14 protein-coding genes and 1 pseudogene are annotated in these 16251 nt (G+C 64.4%); 5 read left to right on the forward strand and 10 right to left on the reverse strand.

From position 1 onward, the window contains the following. Window positions 1-46: 46 nt before the first annotated feature. The 6 genes from EYB42_RS06925 to EYB42_RS06950 form a co-directional block, all read right to left on the reverse strand. Window positions 47-832 (reverse strand): phytanoyl-CoA dioxygenase family protein, encoded by a 786-nt coding sequence (locus EYB42_RS06925; RefSeq protein WP_135449135.1) that lies wholly within the window; start codon window positions 830-832, stop codon window positions 47-49. 114 nt (window positions 833-946) lie between these two features. Then, window positions 947-2032, reverse strand: coding sequence for an ABC transporter ATP-binding protein (locus tag EYB42_RS06930; RefSeq protein ID WP_135449136.1), 1086 nt, complete (start codon window positions 2030-2032; stop codon window positions 947-949). Window positions 2033-2044: 12 nt separating this feature from the next. Next, on the reverse strand, window positions 2045-3679 hold the full coding sequence (locus EYB42_RS06935; RefSeq protein WP_135449158.1) for an alpha-amylase family glycosyl hydrolase: 1635 nt from the start codon (window positions 3677-3679) through the stop codon (window positions 2045-2047). 5 nt (window positions 3680-3684) lie between these two features. Beyond that, window positions 3685-4827 (reverse strand): carbohydrate ABC transporter permease, encoded by a 1143-nt coding sequence (locus EYB42_RS06940; protein WP_135449137.1) that lies wholly within the window; start codon window positions 4825-4827, stop codon window positions 3685-3687. Window positions 4828-4854: 27 nt separating this feature from the next. After that, window positions 4855-6096, reverse strand: coding sequence for a carbohydrate ABC transporter permease (locus EYB42_RS06945; RefSeq protein WP_135449138.1), 1242 nt, complete (start codon window positions 6094-6096; stop codon window positions 4855-4857). Window positions 6097-6242: 146 nt separating this feature from the next. Continuing rightward, complete coding sequence (locus EYB42_RS06950; protein ID WP_135449139.1) at window positions 6243-7595, reverse strand: ABC transporter substrate-binding protein; 1353 nt, start codon at window positions 7593-7595, stop codon at window positions 6243-6245. Window positions 7596-7859: 264 nt separating this feature from the next. On the opposite strand from EYB42_RS06950, the gene EYB42_RS06955 reads away from it, so the two are divergent. From EYB42_RS06955 to EYB42_RS06965, 3 genes are read left to right on the forward strand one after another with little or no spacing between them, the layout of a single operon-like run. Next, complete coding sequence (locus EYB42_RS06955) at window positions 7860-8888, forward strand: LacI family DNA-binding transcriptional regulator (RefSeq protein ID WP_135449140.1); 1029 nt, start codon at window positions 7860-7862, stop codon at window positions 8886-8888. Between the two features lies 1 nt (window position 8889). Next, window positions 8890-10215, forward strand: coding sequence for a GH1 family beta-glucosidase (locus EYB42_RS06960; protein WP_135449141.1), 1326 nt, complete (start codon window positions 8890-8892; stop codon window positions 10213-10215). A gap of 9 nt (window positions 10216-10224) precedes the next feature. After that, a complete protein-coding gene (locus EYB42_RS06965) occupies window positions 10225-11199 on the forward strand; it encodes a glucokinase (protein ID WP_135449142.1) in 975 nt (324 codons plus the stop codon). Between the two features lie 35 nt (window positions 11200-11234). Here the strand turns inward: EYB42_RS06965 and EYB42_RS06970 are convergent, their stop codons facing one another. Further along, the gene (locus EYB42_RS06970) at window positions 11235-12161 is read right to left on the reverse strand and encodes a PHP domain-containing protein (protein WP_135449143.1); all 927 of its coding nucleotides are present in this window, start codon (window positions 12159-12161) and stop codon (window positions 11235-11237) included. A 170-nt stretch (window positions 12162-12331) separates the two neighbouring features. Here EYB42_RS06970 and EYB42_RS06975 point away from each other — a divergent pair, with 170 nt between their 5' ends. Beyond that, on the forward strand, window positions 12332-12703 hold the full coding sequence (locus tag EYB42_RS06975; RefSeq protein ID WP_135449144.1) for an ArsR/SmtB family transcription factor: 372 nt from the start codon (window positions 12332-12334) through the stop codon (window positions 12701-12703). A 6-nt stretch (window positions 12704-12709) separates the two neighbouring features. Here the strand turns inward: EYB42_RS06975 and EYB42_RS17570 are convergent, their stop codons facing one another. The 3 genes and pseudogenes from EYB42_RS17570 to EYB42_RS06985 all read right to left on the reverse strand — a co-directional run bounded on the left by EYB42_RS17570 (window position 12710) and on the right by EYB42_RS06985 (window position 16089). After that, window positions 12710-13438, reverse strand: a complete 729-nt coding sequence (locus EYB42_RS17570) for an SDR family oxidoreductase (RefSeq protein ID WP_240784009.1) — start codon at window positions 13436-13438, stop codon at window positions 12710-12712. 657 nt (window positions 13439-14095) lie between these two features. After that, a pseudogene (locus tag EYB42_RS17775) lies at window positions 14096-15142 on the reverse strand (glycosyltransferase family 4 protein); the annotation flags it as partial. A 167-nt stretch (window positions 15143-15309) separates the two neighbouring features. Then, on the reverse strand, window positions 15310-16089 hold the full coding sequence (locus tag EYB42_RS06985) for a metal ABC transporter permease (protein ID WP_240784011.1): 780 nt from the start codon (window positions 16087-16089) through the stop codon (window positions 15310-15312). Between EYB42_RS06985 and EYB42_RS17580 the strand changes: the two genes are divergently transcribed. Beyond that, window positions 15982-16251 (forward strand): hypothetical protein (locus EYB42_RS17580; protein WP_240784013.1); only part of this gene is annotated, 270 nt, incomplete at its 3' end. The genes EYB42_RS06985 and EYB42_RS17580 overlap by 108 nt on opposite strands.

Below are 16251 nucleotides of genomic sequence, written 5' to 3' on the forward strand. Positions count from 1 at the left end.
GCCAAAGCCAGCGTCGGGGCAGGACGGCCGAAAGCGTTCCGTCGTCTCAGCCGCGCAGAACCGGGAACCAGTCCTCGCGCAGCCGCTGGCCAGGTCGCATGCCGTGCCCGGGAAAGGGCGGCGAGGTCGGGCCGGGCCTTTCGACATAGCGTGCGTCCTCTCCCACCAGGCGCAGGGAAAACGCCCGCCGCCGGTTCGTCGTGATGTTGCCGCGCGCCCCGTGCAGGGTGCGGAAGTTGAAGGCCACGGCGTCGCCGGGCTCCATCTCCCATTCCACGATCTTCATTCCCTCGGCCTCGGGGTCCGGCACCGGCAGATAGTCATTCTCGCCCGGGTAGAAGTCGGTCTCGCTGACCCACCGCGTCGGCAGCACATCCTTTTCCCACAGATGAGAGCCCACCACGCAACGCAAGGCTGCATCCTTCACCGGGTCAAGCGGCGACCAGAAGCTGACGGTCTGCCTGCCCTCGACAAAGTAATACGGCCCGTCAGTGTGCCATGGCGTGGGCTTGGTCGTGCCGGGTTCCTTGACCAGAACGTGATCATGGAACAACTGCACCCTCTCCGACTGCATCAGCCGCGCCGCGACATCGGCCAAGGCCGACTGCCGGATCACCGCGGCAAATTCCGGAATGCGCTGCCAGTTGCAGTAGTCGTCGAAGAAATACCCCGGTTCGCCCGGCTTCAGCGTCGCCATCTGCTGCGTCGGAGCAGCCATGTTCCGCGCAACGCCAGCACGCAGCATCTCTACCCAGTCGGCCCAGAGCCCCCTGACCAGAACGACCCCGTCGCGCTGGTAGGCCTCGACCATTTCATCCGTCACCGTGACCATCTCCCCCCCCATGTCTGCGCGCACCCTGCCCGCCCTACCCGCGCCACGCAAGACCGGACAGGCCGCCCGCAAGATCGCCGATCGCCCGCTCTGTCCGGGGTCGATGGTACCGGCTCAGCGGTAAAGCAGCGACTTGCCGTTGGCGAACAGGTGAACCTTCCTGGGTTCGGCGGTCAGCTTCACCATCTGATAGCGCAGTCCTGACCGGATGCCCGGAAGCTTGGCCACCACCTGCGGCGCGTCGCCCTGCCGCTTGAAATAAAGCAACGTAACCTCGCCCAGGGCCTCGGTAATCTCGACTTCGCCGGTGAAGATCGCGTCGCCATCTGTCTCGTGGAAGTCCTCCGGCCGGACGCCGACCTTGACCCGCAAACCCATGTCAGCGGCCTGCGTCGGCACCGCCGATCTCGCCATGCCGCCGTTGTCGAGGCGGATCATCGTCTCGGCACCAGTTGCCACCACCTCGCCGGGCAGAAGGTTCATCGAGGGACTGCCGATGAACTGGGCGACAAATTCGTTCTCGGGCTTTTCATACAGTTCCAGCGGCGTGCCTACCTGCGAAATCCCCCCGCCCGCCAGCACGACGATCCGGCTGGCAAGCGTCATCGCCTCTACCTGGTCGTGGGTGACGTAGATCATCGTCGAATTCGGCATTGCCTCCTTCAGCTGGGCAATCTCGATCCGGGTGGCCACCCGCAAGGCCGCGTCGAGGTTCGACAGGGGCTCGTCAAAAAGATAGACCTTCGGATCGCGCACGATCGACCGCCCGATTGCGACCCGCTGCCGCTGCCCACCCGACAGGGCCTTGGGCAGACGATCAAGATAGGGTGTCAGTTGCAGGATGCGCGCGGCCTTTTCCACCGCCGCGGCAATTTCCTGCGGCGATTTCTTCGCCAGTTTCAGCGCAAAGCTCATGTTGTCGCGCACCGTCATGTGCGGATACAGCGCATAGCTCTGGAACACCATGGCAATGCCGCGCTGCGCCGGCGGCACGTCGTTCATTCGCACCCCGTCAATGCTGAAATCGCCGCCGGTGATCCTCTCCAGCCCCGCGATCATGCGCAACAGCGTCGATTTCCCGCAGCCCGAGGGGCCGACGAAGACGATCAGCTCGCCCGTCTTGATGTCGAGGTCGATGTCCTTCAACACCTTGACCTCGCCGTAGGCCTTTTCGACGTTCTTCAAGACCAGTTCAGCCATAAGCCCCTCCCCTCAGGCCCGCTTGGCCAGACAGACGCCCCAGGGCCCCAGCGCCACGCGCCCGCCCGTCGCCGCCTGGCTGCCAAGTTCCGTTCCGACCGTTTCCCAGTTTCCCTCGGGCATCCTGACCTCGGCCAGCCTGTCACCCAGATTGACGGCGCAGAAGATCTCTTCCTCGCCCCGGCGCCGGAAGCTGACCACATCGCCCTGGGCGGCAATATCCTCCATCGTGCCCGTCCGCAGAACTGGATGCGCCCGACGAAAGGCCAGCACGGCGCGGTAATGCGACAGGATGGAGCCAGCATCGCCTTCCTGCGCAGCGACCGACAGGGGCAGATGCGGTGGCTTCACCGGTAGCCACGGCGTGGCGTCTGAAAACCCGCCGTTCGCATTGTCGGTCACCCAGACCATCGGTGTTCTTGCCCCGTCGCGGCCCTTGAACTCCGGCCAGAACTGGATGCCGTAGGGATCGCGCAACTCCTCGAGGCTCAGCTCGGCTTCGGGCAGGCCCAGCTCTTCCCCCTGATAAAGGCAGATCGAGCCGCGCAGGCACGCCAGAAGCGTGGCGTAGGACTTGGCTGCCGCTGCCGTCAGCCCCCAGCGGGTGATGTGGCGCACCGTGTCGTGATTGGAATAGGACCAGCACGGCCAGGCATCGGGCGCCGCCGCCCGCATCCGGGCGAAGGTCTCCTCCAGCAGGGCAGCCGTCAGCCGCTTGGGTTGCAGCATCTCGAACGGATAGCACATCTGCACCTTGTCGCCGCCCGAGGTGTATTCGGCCATGATCTCAAGCCCCCGCTGGGCATCGCCCACCTCGCCCACGGCGGCGGCATTCCAGGGGTTCAGCACGGCGCGGAACTTCCTCAGGAAATCAAGGTTTTCCGGCTGGTTCTTGTCGAAAAGGTGCAGCTGGTGATTGTAGGGGTTCACGCCGGGCGCGATGCTGTCGTTGCGCAGCTCCTTCGGCAGGGGCGGGTTGTCGCGCAGATACTTGTCGTGAACATAGAAGTTGATCGTGTCCAGCCGGAAGCCATCGACCCCCCGCTTCAGCCAGAAGCGCGCCACGTCCAGAAGCGCTTCCTGAACCGGGGCGTGGTGAAAGTTCAGGTCAGGCTGCGAGGTCAGGAAGTTGTGCAGGTAATACTGCTCGCGCCGGCTGTCCCATTCCCAGGCGCTGCCGCCAAAGATTGACAGCCAGTTGTTGGGCGGCGTGCCATCGGGTTTAGGATCGGCCCAGACATACCAGTCTGCCTTCGGGTTGGTACGATCCTTGCGGCTTTCCCTGAACCAGGGGTGCTGGTCGCTGGTGTGGCTGAGCACCAGGTCGATCATCACCCGCAGGCCCAGGTCGTGGGCGCGCGCCACCAGCGCATCGAAGTCTACCAGGGTGCCGAACATCGGATCGACGTCGCAATAGTCGCTGACGTCATAACCGAAGTCCTTCATCGGGCTGGTGAAGAACGGACTGATCCAGATCGCGTCGGCGCCGAGGCGCGCGACATGGTCGAGACGCCGGGTTATCCCGGCCAGATCCCCCACCCCGTCACCGTTCGAATCCTGAAAGCTGCGCGGATAGATCTGGTAGATCACCGCGCCACGCCACCATTCCGGGTCAGCCGCCAGCACCTTGCGTCCCTCGCGTTCCATAAGGCTCACTTCACCGACCCCGTCAACAGGCCGCGCACCAGATAGCGCTGCATCAGGAAGAAGACGAGAAGCGGCACCGCGATCGACACGAAGGCCGCGGTTGCCAGGATCTCCCAGTTGCCGCCGCGGGTGCCCATCAGTTCGACGATCTGCTTGGTCATGACCGTCGTCTCGCCGCTGGCATCCAGCAGGAACACCAGCGCCACCAGCAGGTCGTTCCAGGTCCAGAGGAACTGGAAGATCGCGAAAGACGCCAGCGCCGGGAAGGACAGAGGCAGCACGATCCTGGTGAAGATCTGGAAATCCGTCGCCCCATCGACCTTGGCATTCTCGATGATGTCGCGCGGCAGGCCGACCATGTAGTTCCTGAGCAGATAGATGGCCAGCGGCAGGCCGAACCCGGTATGGGCAAGCCAGACGCCCAGATAGCTTTTCCCGATGCCGACGTCGTTGTGCAGCTTCAACAGCGGGATCAGCGCCAGTTGCAGGGGCACCACAAGAAGGCCCACGATGGCCGCGATCAGCAGAGCCCTGCCAGGAAAATCCATCCAGGCCAGCGCATAGGCTGCAAAGGCTGCCACCAGGATCGGGATGATCGTTGCGGGAATTGTAACGGTTAGCGTGTTGAAGAAGGCCTTGGCCATCCCGTCCACGTTCTTCGGATCGAAAAGGATCGCTCGATAGTTGTCCAGCGTGAATTCGGGCGGGGTGGTGGCCGTGGTGAATACCCGCGGCAGACGCTGGTCGCCGAAATCGGTGGCCGAGCTCAGGACGAAATCGCCGTTCTCCTGCACGGTGAGTCTTTGCCCGTCGCCGAGATCCACGGTCTGGCCCGGTGCATAGGCCTGGGGCTCGCGGCTGTTGGTGCCCCAGGCGCTGACCGTCACACCATGTCGGCCGAACAGGTTGCCCGAGATCGTGAATTGGCCGTCCGCCTCGACGACATCGCCCTCGATGCGGATCGCCGGGTTCTGCCGTTCCTGGGTGGCCAGAGATGACCACCAGCCGGACGTTGCGATCTGGTCGGCCGTTCGGAACGACGACACGAAAAGGCCCACTGTCGGGAACAGCCACAGCGCCACCAGAAGCGCCATCGAGATATGCACCGCCCAGGTCAGCCCGGATTTCTTGCCGACAATGTTATCCATGATTTGTTCCCCTCCGGTCGCGGGTCATCAGCGCATCTCCTTGCGGGCGTTGTAGACGTTCCACACAAGGATCGGCGTCACCAGAAGCATGATGACCATCGCGGCAGCCGAGCCCACGCCCCAGTCGTTCGCCCGGAACAGCTTGTCGTACATGTAGTTTGCCAGAACCTGCGTCTGCCATTGGCCGTTGGTCATCGCATAGACGATGTCGAAGACCTTCAGCACGACGATGGTGATCGTGGTCCAGACCACGACGATGGTGCCCATGATCTGCGGCACCTTGATCTGGAAGAAGATCTGGAACGGGTTCGCCCCATCGACGATGGCGGCCTCGATCGAGTCCTCCGGTACACCGCGCAGAGCGGCCGACAGGATTACCATGGCAAAGCCAGTCTGGATCCAGACCAGCACCGCCATCAGGAAGAAGTTGTTCCAGAACGGCATGGTCAGCCAGGTCTGGGGCTGGCCATAGGGCAGGTCGGCCATCGCGATCCCGATGATGCCGCGCAGCGATTCATAGGCAAGCCACAGCGCCACCAGCGCACCAAGCGCCGCAGCGACGGTTCTTCCGGTGGACACCGGACCGCTGCGCCGCACCGCAGGTCTTGCCAGAACCCAGGCGATCCAGACCACGGCCAGCGCGAAACCTGCCACCAGAAGCACGGGCACCGCCTTGAAAAAGACGAAGGACCAGATGCTGCCTTCCTCGAAGGCCAGCCAGACCGCATTCATCACCCCGATCTGATCCTGCCCCTCGGGCCGGGTGTCATACACCAGCTTCCAGATCACAGCGGCGCCGACGAAGGAAATGGCCATCGGCATGAAGATCAGCGACTTGGCGATGTTGCCCCACCTGATCCGGTCCGAAAGCTGCGCCGCCAGAAGCCCGAAGGCGGTCGAGGCCGCAGGCACCACGATCAGCCAGAGCATGTTGTTCTGCAGGGCTTCCCAGAACTTGGGCTCGGCGCCCATCTTCGCATAGTTGTCCAGCCCCACGAAATCGTATCCGCCCCCGGTCACGCGCTGGGTCAGCGAAAGGTGCAGCGTGGCAAAGACCGGATAGGCCAAATACAGACCAAGCGCGATCAGTGCAGGTGCCAGGAACAGCCAGGGCCGGATCATGTTGGCCCGGTTGATGTTGCGCCCCGCCTGCGGACCCCGCGCCGGGAACAGCACCTTGTCGAGGAAGAGGTTCGAGAAATAGTAGTAGGCCACGCAGCCGCCGACGCCGACGACGATCGTGATCAGGCCCTGAAGCGCCGGATGCATTCCGCTGATCCTCCCCCGAAACGTTTCCCCGATGCGACCGGCTGGCCCGGCTCTGCTGTTGAGGCCGCCCTTCAGCAGGCCCGGACGGTAATCCGGGCGCTCCTGTGGAACGCCCGGGGACACTCATACTGCCGGCATGCGCACGCTTACTTTAGCCCGTCCCAGGCAGCCTGGATCGCGTCGGCCACTGCCTGGGCCGACTTGCCGCCGGCAAAATCCACCATCCCGGTCCAGAATGCGCCGGCGCCCACGCCGCCCGGCATAAGGTCCGACCCATCAAAGCGGAAGGTGTCGGCGCCCAGCAGGATCTCGCCCATCTTCTTCAGTGTCGCGTCGCCGTAGAGATCGACATTTACGCCTTTGTGCGGGGTCAGGAAGCCCGACTTGGCCATCCAGACCTCGTGCGCGATCGGGGTCTTCAGCCATTCGATGAAGAGGCGCGCCTCGGGGCTGTCCTTGGTGATGCCGAACAGCGTGCCCGCGCCCAGCACCGGCTTGCCGAGATCCTTTTCGGCATAGGCCGGGAAGTAGAAGAAATCGGCATCCACACCCATCTTCACGCCTTCAGGGAAGAACGAGGGGATGAAGCTGGCCTGACGGTGCATCATGCACTGCGGCGGCGAAGTGAACAGGCCTTTCGGGCTGTCGCGGAAATCGGTGGTGGCAACCGCACCCTTGCCACCGGCCACGCGGCCATCTTCGATGAACCAGCCGAATTCCTCGATCGCGGCCACGACCTTCGGGTCGTTGAATTTCAGGTCGTTCCTGACCCAGGCATCATAATCGGCCGGGGGCTGGGTGCGCAGCATCAGGTCTTCCACCCAGTCGGTCGCCGGCCAGCCGGTCGCCCCGCCCGAACCCAGACCGATGCACCACGGCGTTACGCCATCGGCCACCATCTGGTCGGTCAGCGCCTTCAGTTCCTCCATGGTCTGCGGCACTTCATAGCCGGCATCCTCGAAGTTCTCGGGGTTGTACCAGACCAGAGACTTCACATCGACCTTATAGAAGAAACCGAACAGCGCGGGGTTTCCGTCGGGGCCGGGGAAACTGGCCAGATCTACCCAGGACTGGCCGGCGGCATAGTTGTCACGCAGCCATGCGGCATCGGCGTCGGTCAGGGGTGCCACGAAACCCAGTTTTGCAAGGTCCGCGGTCAGGCCCGGCTGCGGGAAGACCGAGATGTTGGCCGATGATCCCGCCTCGGCGTCGATCCGCACCTGCTGTTCGAAGCTGTCCGAGCCGACATACTTGACGTCGACGCCGGTGGCGGCCTCGAAATAGGCCAGCATGGATTCCACCAGTTCCTGGTCGGGGCCCAGCCAAGGGCCGGCAATCGTCAGCTCCTTGCCGTCGTGGCCGCCGTTCGCGGCCTTGAATTCCTCGTAGGATGCCCAGTTGAACGCACCCTCGCCCACCGGGAACGCAAGGTCCTGCGCAAGCGCGCCGCTGCCAACCAGCGCCAGCGCGGCGACGCTGACGTAAAGTCCGGATTTCATCTGTAGTCCTCCCGATTCCCCCGCCCTATTGGCGGGGCGCTGTGCCAAGGGCGGCAGAATCGCTTCAAACCGCTTTGGATAGCCAACCCTCGCCGATCCCGCCTTGCAAGTCAATCCAAAGCGCCTTCAAACAACGCAAACTGCCTGTTGTGTGCGCCGAATCCGAACCGTAAACGGCAAAGGCCCATGGCGATACCTTTTGACGCTTGCTGCTCAAGCCGTCTATCTTCCGGGCGGTTGAAACCGTTTTGAGCCAGCGAACCGATGAATCTTAAGGAACTCGCCACCAAGCTGGGACTGTCGCCCACAACGGTGTCGCGCGCGCTGAACGGATACCCCGAGGTCAACGAGGCCACACGCGCGCGCGTCATAGCTGCCGCAAAACGGCACAATTACCACCCGAACACCCGGGCGATCCGCCTGGCCACCGGCCGCGCCATGGCCGTGGGTCATGTCATCCCCATCGCCACGCGACACGAGATCGTGAACCCGGTCTTCGCCGATTTCATCGCCGGGGCGGGCGAGATCTACAGCCGCAACGACTATGACATGATCCTGTCTGTCGTCGCCGACGAAGATGAGGAGGCCACCTACCGCAGCCTGAAATCCAAGGGCAATGTGGATGGCGTCATCATCCACGCCCCAAGGCTGAACGATGCCCGCATCCCGTTGCTGCGCGAGATCGGTCTGCCCTTCGTGGTTCATGGTCGTTCGACCGGGGCGGCCGAACCCTACAACTGGGTTGACGTGAACAACCGCCGTGCCTTTCAGCGTGCGACCGAATTCCTGCTTGACCTCGGCCATGTCCGCATCGGTCTGGTCAACGGGTTGGAGTTCATGGATTTTGCCATCCGCCGTCGCACCGGATATCTGGATGCGCTGGCCGCGCGCGGCATTGGACCGGACCCGTCGCTGATGTTCTCCGGGGAGATGACCGAATTCTCCGGCTACCGTGCCTCGCAGGCCATGCTTGCCCTGCCCCGTCCGCCAACGGCGATACTCTGTTCCTCGATGATTTCGGGCATGGGTGCCCGCCGGGCCGTCGAAGGTGCCGGGCTAGTGATTGGCCGCGACATCTCGATCATCATTCATGACGACGACCTTTCCTACATGAAGAACGGCGAGGATGTGCCGATCTTTACCGCCACGCGATCCTCGGTGCGCGAGGCCGGTCGGCTAGCCGCCGAGATGCTGCTTCACGTCATCGCTCATCCCGACGCCGGCCCGCAGCAACGCCTGCTCGAGGCCGAGCTGATCATCGGCCAATCCACCGGCCCTGCCCCGAAGGCCTGACATGCTGACACGTTTCGACTTTCCCGTGGGCTTCGTGTTCGGGGCCGCCACCGCCGCCTACCAGATCGAGGGCTCTGCCTTCGGCGGCTGCGGCCCCTGCCACTGGGACAGCTTCGCCGCCACCCCCGGCAATGTCGTGCGCGCCGAGGACGGCAGCCGCGCCTGTGACCATTATCACCGCTGGGAGGAGGACCTGGATCTGCTGAAGGCCGCAAACCTGGACGGCTACCGCTTTTCGACCTCGTGGGCACGGGTCATGCCGGATGGGGTGAACGTAAACCCGGAAGGCATTGATTTCTATGATCATCTGGTCGACGGCATGCTGGCCAGGGGCCTGAAACCGTTTCAGACCCTATACCACTGGGAAATGCCCTCGGCACTTGCCGATCTGGGCGGATGGACCAACCGCGACACCTGCCACCGCTTCGCGGATTTTTCAGAAGCCATCACCCGCCGGCTGGGCGACCGCGTGTCCGCCATCGCCACGATCAACGAGCCCTGGTGCGTCGCGTGGCTTTCGCATTTCATGGGCGTCCATGCGCCGGGCCTGCGCGATATCCGTGCCACCGCCCGCGCGATGCACCACATCCTTCTGGCCCATGGCCTGGCCGTTGAACGTCTGCGCTGCATGGGCCAGCCGAACCTTGGCATCGTGCTGAACTTCGACCATGCGACCCCGGCGACAGACAGCCCGGAAGACCAAGCCGCATCAGACCTTTGGGATGCGATCTTCAACCGATGGTTCATCGAAGGCATCACCCGCCGGACCTATCCCGCCAATGTGCTGAAGGGACTTGGCCCGCACATGCCCGAAAACTGGCAGGACGACATGGCCTTGATTGGACAGCCCCTCGACTGGCTGGGGGTGAACTATTACACCCGCCACCTGCACGCCCATGCCCCCGGCACTCCGTGGCCCAGCCTGCGCGACGTTCCCGGAGAACTGCCCCGCACGCAGATGGGCTGGGAGATCTATCCTGAGGGCCTGCACCATTTTCTGATCCGGCTGGCGCGCGACCATGTGGGCGACCTGCCGATCTATGTCACCGAAAACGGTATGGCAAACGCCGATGTGGTTGAAGATGGCCAGGTAAACGACGACGTACGCGAGAGTTTCCTTTTCACCCACCTTGCTGCGACAAAGCAGGCGATTGCCGACGGGGCCAATGTCAGGGGCTTCTTCTACTGGTCGCTTCTTGACAACTACGAATGGGCCGAGGGCTACGAAAAGCGCTTCGGCCTGGTCCATGTCGATTTCGACACACTGGCGCGCACGCCGAAATCCTCCTATCACGCCCTCGCCCGCGCCCTGGCGCGCAACGACTGAGGCCAAGCAATGACGCTTTCCCTTCTTGCCGACATCGGCGGCACCAACACGCGAGTTGCCCTGGCCGAGGGGACAGAGGTCCGTATCGACTCGATACGACGTTTCCCGAATGGCGACTATCAGGCGCGCGGTCAGGACATTGCCCACGTCTTGCGCGACTATCTGGATCAGACAGGCGCTCAGGTCTCTGGTGTCTGCGTTGCGGCGGCGGGGCCGGTGCAGGATGGTGTTGCCACGATGACGAACCTCGACTGGGTGATCGACGGGGCCAAGCTTACCGCCGCGACTGGTGCGGGCAAAGTCGCCATTCTGAACGACCTGCAGGCCCAGGGTCAGGCGCTGGGACATATCCGGGCCGAAAACCTTCGACGGGTGGTGGAAGGTCCGGTCAAGCGGGGCGCCCCGATGCTGGTCGTGGGGCTTGGCACCGGAGTGAATGCGGCGCCCGTTCATCCCGGGCCACAGGGTCGGGTGGTTCCGCCTTCGGAATGCGGCCATGTCAACATGCCGGTGCGCACGGAAGAGGATTTCCAGCTGGCCCGCTTCATCGAGGCGAAGCTGCGCGCTGCGGGCGAGCCCCCCCATGCCGGGGTCGAAGAGGTGCTGGCGGGACGGGGCCTTGCCAACCTGCACGCCTTCGCGGCCCATGCCGCAGGCCATCCTGCAAGCCTGACTTCGGCCGAGGTGCTGAAGGCCGCCGAGGAACGCGATACGATCGCCATCCACGCCGCGCGGCTTTACGTTCATATTCTGGCCCAGATGTTGGCAGACCTCGCGCTGATCCACCTGCCCTACGGCGGCATCTACCTGATCGGCGGAATGTCCCGCGCGATGACACCGCACATGGCAAGCTTCGGCCTTGGCGCCCAGTTCCGCGAACCGCGCCGGGTGGATCTTCTGGAACAGGACTTCTCGATCACCGTGGTCGAGGACGACTATGCCGCCCTGACCGGCTGTGCGGCCTATCTGCACGCGATCGGATGACAGCCGCAAGGCGGCACGTCGTGCCGGTCCGCCGGTCAGTCGCACCAGATCGGGTTGGACCAGGCGCGCCTGCCGGCCGCATCTATGACGGCCACGCGCACCCAGGGCGACTTGTTCAGCCGCGCCAACGGAACACGCGCATGGGTCATGGAATGACCATGCACCGCCTTGGCCCCGGTGCCGTGTCCCATCGCCACGACCGAGACGGCAGCCGAACATTCCACCACCACGTGGTCGCCATCCAGATACACGTCGCGCAGTTCCGGCCCCTGGCTTGAATAGAAGGCCCCGGCCTTCAGCGCCGCAAGCAGCGCCTCGGGCGTATTCTCCTCGGCCTTGACCATCACCCAGCCGCCGAAATGGTCGGGTTCAGAGAAATGCGCATCGTCGGTAGCGATCAGGGTCAGCCGGCGGCCCTCGGTCAGCAGCAGGTCGGCAATCGCCGCGCCGTCGGGACGATCGCAGCCCGTGGCGCAGCCGTGGTTGTAGATCTCCACGGCATGAGCGGCGGAGATGCTGCGGGCATCCTCGAGCGTCAGCCCCGACCACTGGGGATGAGCAATGGCCACGAAAGCCCCAGCCGCCACCGCGCGCGCCGCGATCTCGGGGCCTGTCTCCTGCCCCGGCATCGGCTGAAAGGTCGGGCTGTCGGATGGCGCGAAGTCTGCCGGCAGTCCGACGGCAAGGATATGCCAGATCTCTCCATTCTTCATCGCCCCGGAATGCAGCTCGGCGCCCAGGATCGTGGTGAACCCCTCGGTCCGGAAGGGCACGGTATCGACAATCGGATAGCCGTAGCTGCCGATGAAATGGTCGGTCAGGGCAAGAAAGTCATACCCTTCGGCACGGTAGCGGCGGCAGACCTCTTCGGGGTCCAACACGCCATCAGAGCGCGTGGAATGCGTATGCAGGTTGCCGCGCCAGAAACGGCCGGGCGCAGAAAAGGCAAGCGGGCGGGTCATCGGATGCGTCCTTTCAACGGATGGTGCTGACCGGTGCAGGTTTTCGTCCCCGGGGATCGGCACAAGATTCGGCAAGACCTTGCCCGCGCGCCTGCGCGGCTGCAAGTGGCCCTCGCACCCGGCCCGACCACATGCTAAGGTACCCGATCAGTATTGCATGGGATCCCCGCATGTCGCTTGATCGATCGGCGCGCGAGACGGACGCCGCGCTTGAGTTGTTGGCAGCCGGTCTGCGCGATGCGCAGATCGAAGGATCCATCGCCGTCCGGATTTCGAAAGCGGCTGCATTCCTGAAGGCCCTCAGTCATGAAGGCCGGCTGATGATCCTCTGCCACCTCGCGTCGGGCGAAAGGTCGGTGACCGAACTGGAACAACTTCTGGGCGCACGACCGGCCGCGGTCAGCCAGCAGCTGGCGCGTCTGCGGCTGGAAGGTCTTGTCACCACCCGGCGCGACGGAAAGACGATCTACTATTCGATCCAGGATCCGAAGGTTCTGGCCCAGATCCGGCTGCTTCGGAACCTGTTCTCTGCCGAGGACTGATCCGCCTCAGCCCCGCCCAAGATAGGGCATGTCGCGCGCCATGATCGTGACGAAAGGTGTGTTCACCTCCAGCGGCAGGCTGGCCATGTGCAGCACCATCCGGGCCACATGTTCGACATCCATCACCGGCTCGGCCCGGATGCTGCCATCTGCCTGGGGCACGCCCTTTGCAAACCGTGCGGCCATGTCGGTCAGCGCATTGCCGATGTCGATCTGGGCGCAGGCGATGTCGAATGCCCGACCGTCCAGCGCCAGTGTCCGCGTCAGCCCCGTGACCGCGTGTTTGGACATGGTGTATGGCGCCGAGCCGGGGCGCGGCACATGGGCCGAGATCGAGCCATTGTTGATGATCCGCCCGCCGCGGGGTGACTGGCGTCGCATCAGGCCGAAGGCCGCTCGTGCGCAAAGAAACATGCCGGTGATGTTCGTGCGGCACACGTCCAGCCAGCGTTCGACCGGAATCTCGTCAATCGGCGCTGCGGCGGCCGAGATCCCGGCGTTGTTGAACAGGACATCTAGCCGCGAAAGCCGGGCAAAGGCGGCCTCGACCTGCCCGGGGTCGCCGACATCGCAAGCGATGATGCGCGCTGCAGGGTGACCCTCAGCGGTTTCGGCCAGCGTCTCGGTCCGCCGACCCAGCAACACGACCTCCCAGCCTTCTGCAAGAAACAGTCGTGCCGTCGCGCGGCCGATGCCAGCGCCGGCACCGGTGATCATGATGATGCGTCGGGTCATGGGGCCTCTTCCAGAAAGTGATACTTGAGCAGCCACAGGCTGATACCGGACACGACAACGCCGGGAAGGCCCACCCGTGCGGCGATTTCCGCCAGGGTGGCGCCATCCGGGCCCGCCTGTGCAAAGCCGTCGAGAACCGCCTGCACCCTTTCCGGTCGCTCGATGATGCGCCCGCCTTGCGCATAGCGCCGAAGCGCGAAGGTTGCTCCGACATCCGGACGATCGCCATACGCCACCGCACGCAGGCGGCGGGTCCGGGGATCGGGGTGCGGGGTGCGGGGTGCTCGGATAAGCCGCGAACATCACCTCGGGCGCGGGACCGACCGGAATCCGGGCAGGATCCATCGCAGCGACAGGACGTCCGCCCCTTGCCCTGGCATGGGCCAGCATGGCGGCCTGTTCGGCCCACAGCGCCTGGATCTGCGGAATGACCGCCTGCCAGTCGTATAGTCTTCTGGCCCTGGCCTGACCGGCTGCCCCCATCTTCAGACGCAGATCCCTGTCGGTGCCCAGCACCACCAGCGCCCGGGCAAGCGCGGTCACGTTGACCCGGGTCAGGGCGGCAATCTGGCCGACATACTGCAGATAGCTGTCGGTGCCACCCAGATGCCGCAGCGAAAGATGCGTCGCCGTGGCAGGTGCAGGCATCTCGACAGGCACACGGATGCCGGCATCCGTGCTTACGGTATCCTTCATCCCGTCCCAGTCCGACACGATGACCGGCAGGCCGGCGGCCATCGCCTCGACCGGGGCAAGGCCGAAGGTTTCCTGCACATTGTCGATCGGGAACACGAACATGTCGGCGCAGGACAACGTTGCCAGTCGCTCTTCCGTGCTGGTGCCGTCCAGCAGGTGATACCCCACCGATGGCATGAGCCGCGCCGCCGCTTCGGCAAAGGCTGGTCGCCAGGTCTCGTTACGGAAATACCCGCAGAGAACAAGGTGCAGTCGGCCACCCCGGGCCGCGATGTCGCGGGTTGCCATTTCCATCGCCAGAAACAGCGGCAGGGGATCGAACTTTTCGTCAGGCGTCAGCCGCGCGATCGTGGCGACGACCACATCCTGCTGACCGATTCCCAGGCGGTCGCGCAGAGCCCTTCCTCTGCCTTCGTCCCTGCGGAAATCGTCGCAGTTCACGCCCAGCGGGATCACCGGCAACAGGGGCCGTGCGGGCATGACGGCCCCGGGGAAGCGATCGGCCAGATGCGCCTCGGCCAGCTCCATCAGTGTCCGCATCGACTGCTGAACCGCGTTCGAGGTGCAGATCAGGGCATCCCATGGCATCTGCGGCGCCGATCGCAGATCGAAGACCAGGTTCATCACGGTTGCCGTGGCCGTCGTATGGGTGATTCCGCAAAGGGCCCAGGCTGCCGTGCCGTAAGGGGCGCGCCGCCAGAACTCGACAGTTGGCGGGGGCGAGGGGTAAAAGACCAGATCGACCGGGGCGAGCTGTCTTGGCTGGTGCAAGGGAACGGCGCGCAAGGGCCGGGTGACGCGGCATTCGGCCGCCATTGCGGCAAAGGCAGCATGATCCGCAGCACGGTGGGCAAGGCTTACGAACTCGTCCACCGCGCCATGGGCAAAGAAGCCGCGCAGAAAACCTTCGCCCGCAACGCGGCGGCCGTTGATGCCCCTTGCCTTCGGGTCAAATCCATCGGCAGAGAACCAGATCGCGGCATTGGCCGAAGGCGTGGGGGCGGGCATCAGCGGCGCTTCCTCTGTGGCCGCGGGTCGCCACGCCTTTCCCGGCTGGGGCGGGATGGCTGGCAGTCAATCCAGGCGCGGCTCAGCTCTATAGCCCGGATCCAGGGACTGGGCAGATGGGTCATGTCCACATGGGTAAGGGCTGACCGGTCGCGGGTAAAGCAGGATCAGACGGCGCGGCGCAGGCGCTTTCCGGCAAAGGCAAGGCCGAACATCGTAGTCAGGATCAGGATGATGGTGGGTGCCGGGGCGGCATCGAGGTAAAAGCTGATCCAGACTCCCGCCAGCATCGCGGCAAGGCAGGCAAGTGTGGCGACCGCCAGCATCCTGCCGAAGCTGCGGGCAAGCAGGAAGCCGATGGCCCCCGGGGCAATCAGCAGGCCGATGGCAAGGATCAGCCCGACCGAGGACAGCGTCGCCACGATGGTCAGGGACAGCGCCGCCAGAAGGCCGTAATGCAGCGCCCGCACAGGCAGACCGCTGACCTGCGCCTGCGCCGGATCGAAAGCGTGCAGCATCAGATCGCGCCATGAAAGCAGCAGCATCAGCGTGACCGGCGCAGAGATCAGCCCGGCGGTGATCAGATCCTCGCGCCCGATGCCCAGCATGTTGCCGAACAGGATGTGATCCAGGTGCAGCTCGCCGGGAAAGGCGGTGTTCAGCACGATCCCCAGGGCGAACATGGACGAGAACACCACCCCCATCACCGTGTCGCGCTTCACCCGGCTGTTATCGGCCAGAAACCCGGTCAGCAGTGCCGAGCCGAGGCCGGCGACAAAGGCCCCCGCCAGCAGCGGCAGGCCGGCCAGATGGGCCAGCACGATCCCGGGCAGCACGGCATGGCTGACCGCATCGCCCATCAGCGCCCAACCCTTCAGGACCAGAAAGCACGACAGAAGCGCGCAGGGCGGGGCGACGATCAGCGCAATCCAGAAAGCATTCTGCATGAAAGGGAACTGGAATGGCTGAAGGAAGGCCTCGATCATGCCGCCTTACCTCTTTTCAATGCGCCCATGTCGGTGGGAAGCTGCTTGGGCGCAGGCGATGCGGGTATGGCTGTCATGCTGGCTGTTCCCGATGGCTCGGAGGGCTGGGCCGCCCGCATCGCC

It is taken from the genome of Tabrizicola caldifontis, from assembly GCF_004762095.1.
GTDB classification, from domain to species: Bacteria; Pseudomonadota; Alphaproteobacteria; order Rhodobacterales; family Rhodobacteraceae; genus Tabrizicola; species Tabrizicola caldifontis.

Bases quoted from the DNA above. Each gene is read 5' to 3' on its own strand.
- EYB42_RS06935 (WP_135449158.1), bottom strand. From the start codon at position 3,679: ATGGAACGCGAGGGACGCAAGGTGCTGGCGGCTGACCCGGAATGGTGG.
- EYB42_RS06945 (WP_135449138.1), bottom strand. From the start codon at position 6,096: ATGCATCCGGCGCTTCAGGGCCTGATCACGATCGTCGTCGGCGTCGGC.
- EYB42_RS06925 (WP_135449135.1), bottom strand. From the start codon at position 832: ATGGTCACGGTGACGGATGAAATGGTCGAGGCCTACCAGCGCGACGGG.
- EYB42_RS06930 (WP_135449136.1), bottom strand. From the start codon at position 2,032: ATGGCTGAACTGGTCTTGAAGAACGTCGAAAAGGCCTACGGCGAGGTC.
- EYB42_RS06985 (WP_240784011.1), bottom strand. From the start codon at position 16,089: ATGCAGAATGCTTTCTGGATTGCGCTGATCGTCGCCCCGCCCTGCGCG.
- EYB42_RS06940 (WP_135449137.1), bottom strand. From the start codon at position 4,827: ATGGATAACATTGTCGGCAAGAAATCCGGGCTGACCTGGGCGGTGCAT.
- EYB42_RS17570 (WP_240784009.1), bottom strand. From the start codon at position 13,438: ATGACCCGACGCATCATCATGATCACCGGTGCCGGCGCTGGCATCGGC.
- EYB42_RS06960 (WP_135449141.1), top strand. From the start codon at position 8,890: ATGCTGACACGTTTCGACTTTCCCGTGGGCTTCGTGTTCGGGGCCGCC.
- EYB42_RS06955 (WP_135449140.1), top strand. From the start codon at position 7,860: ATGAATCTTAAGGAACTCGCCACCAAGCTGGGACTGTCGCCCACAACG.
- EYB42_RS06970 (WP_135449143.1), bottom strand. From the start codon at position 12,161: ATGACCCGCCCGCTTGCCTTTTCTGCGCCCGGCCGTTTCTGGCGCGGC.
- EYB42_RS06975 (WP_135449144.1), top strand. From the start codon at position 12,332: ATGTCGCTTGATCGATCGGCGCGCGAGACGGACGCCGCGCTTGAGTTG.
- EYB42_RS06965 (WP_135449142.1), top strand. From the start codon at position 10,225: ATGACGCTTTCCCTTCTTGCCGACATCGGCGGCACCAACACGCGAGTT.
- EYB42_RS06950 (WP_135449139.1), bottom strand. From the start codon at position 7,595: ATGAAATCCGGACTTTACGTCAGCGTCGCCGCGCTGGCGCTGGTTGGC.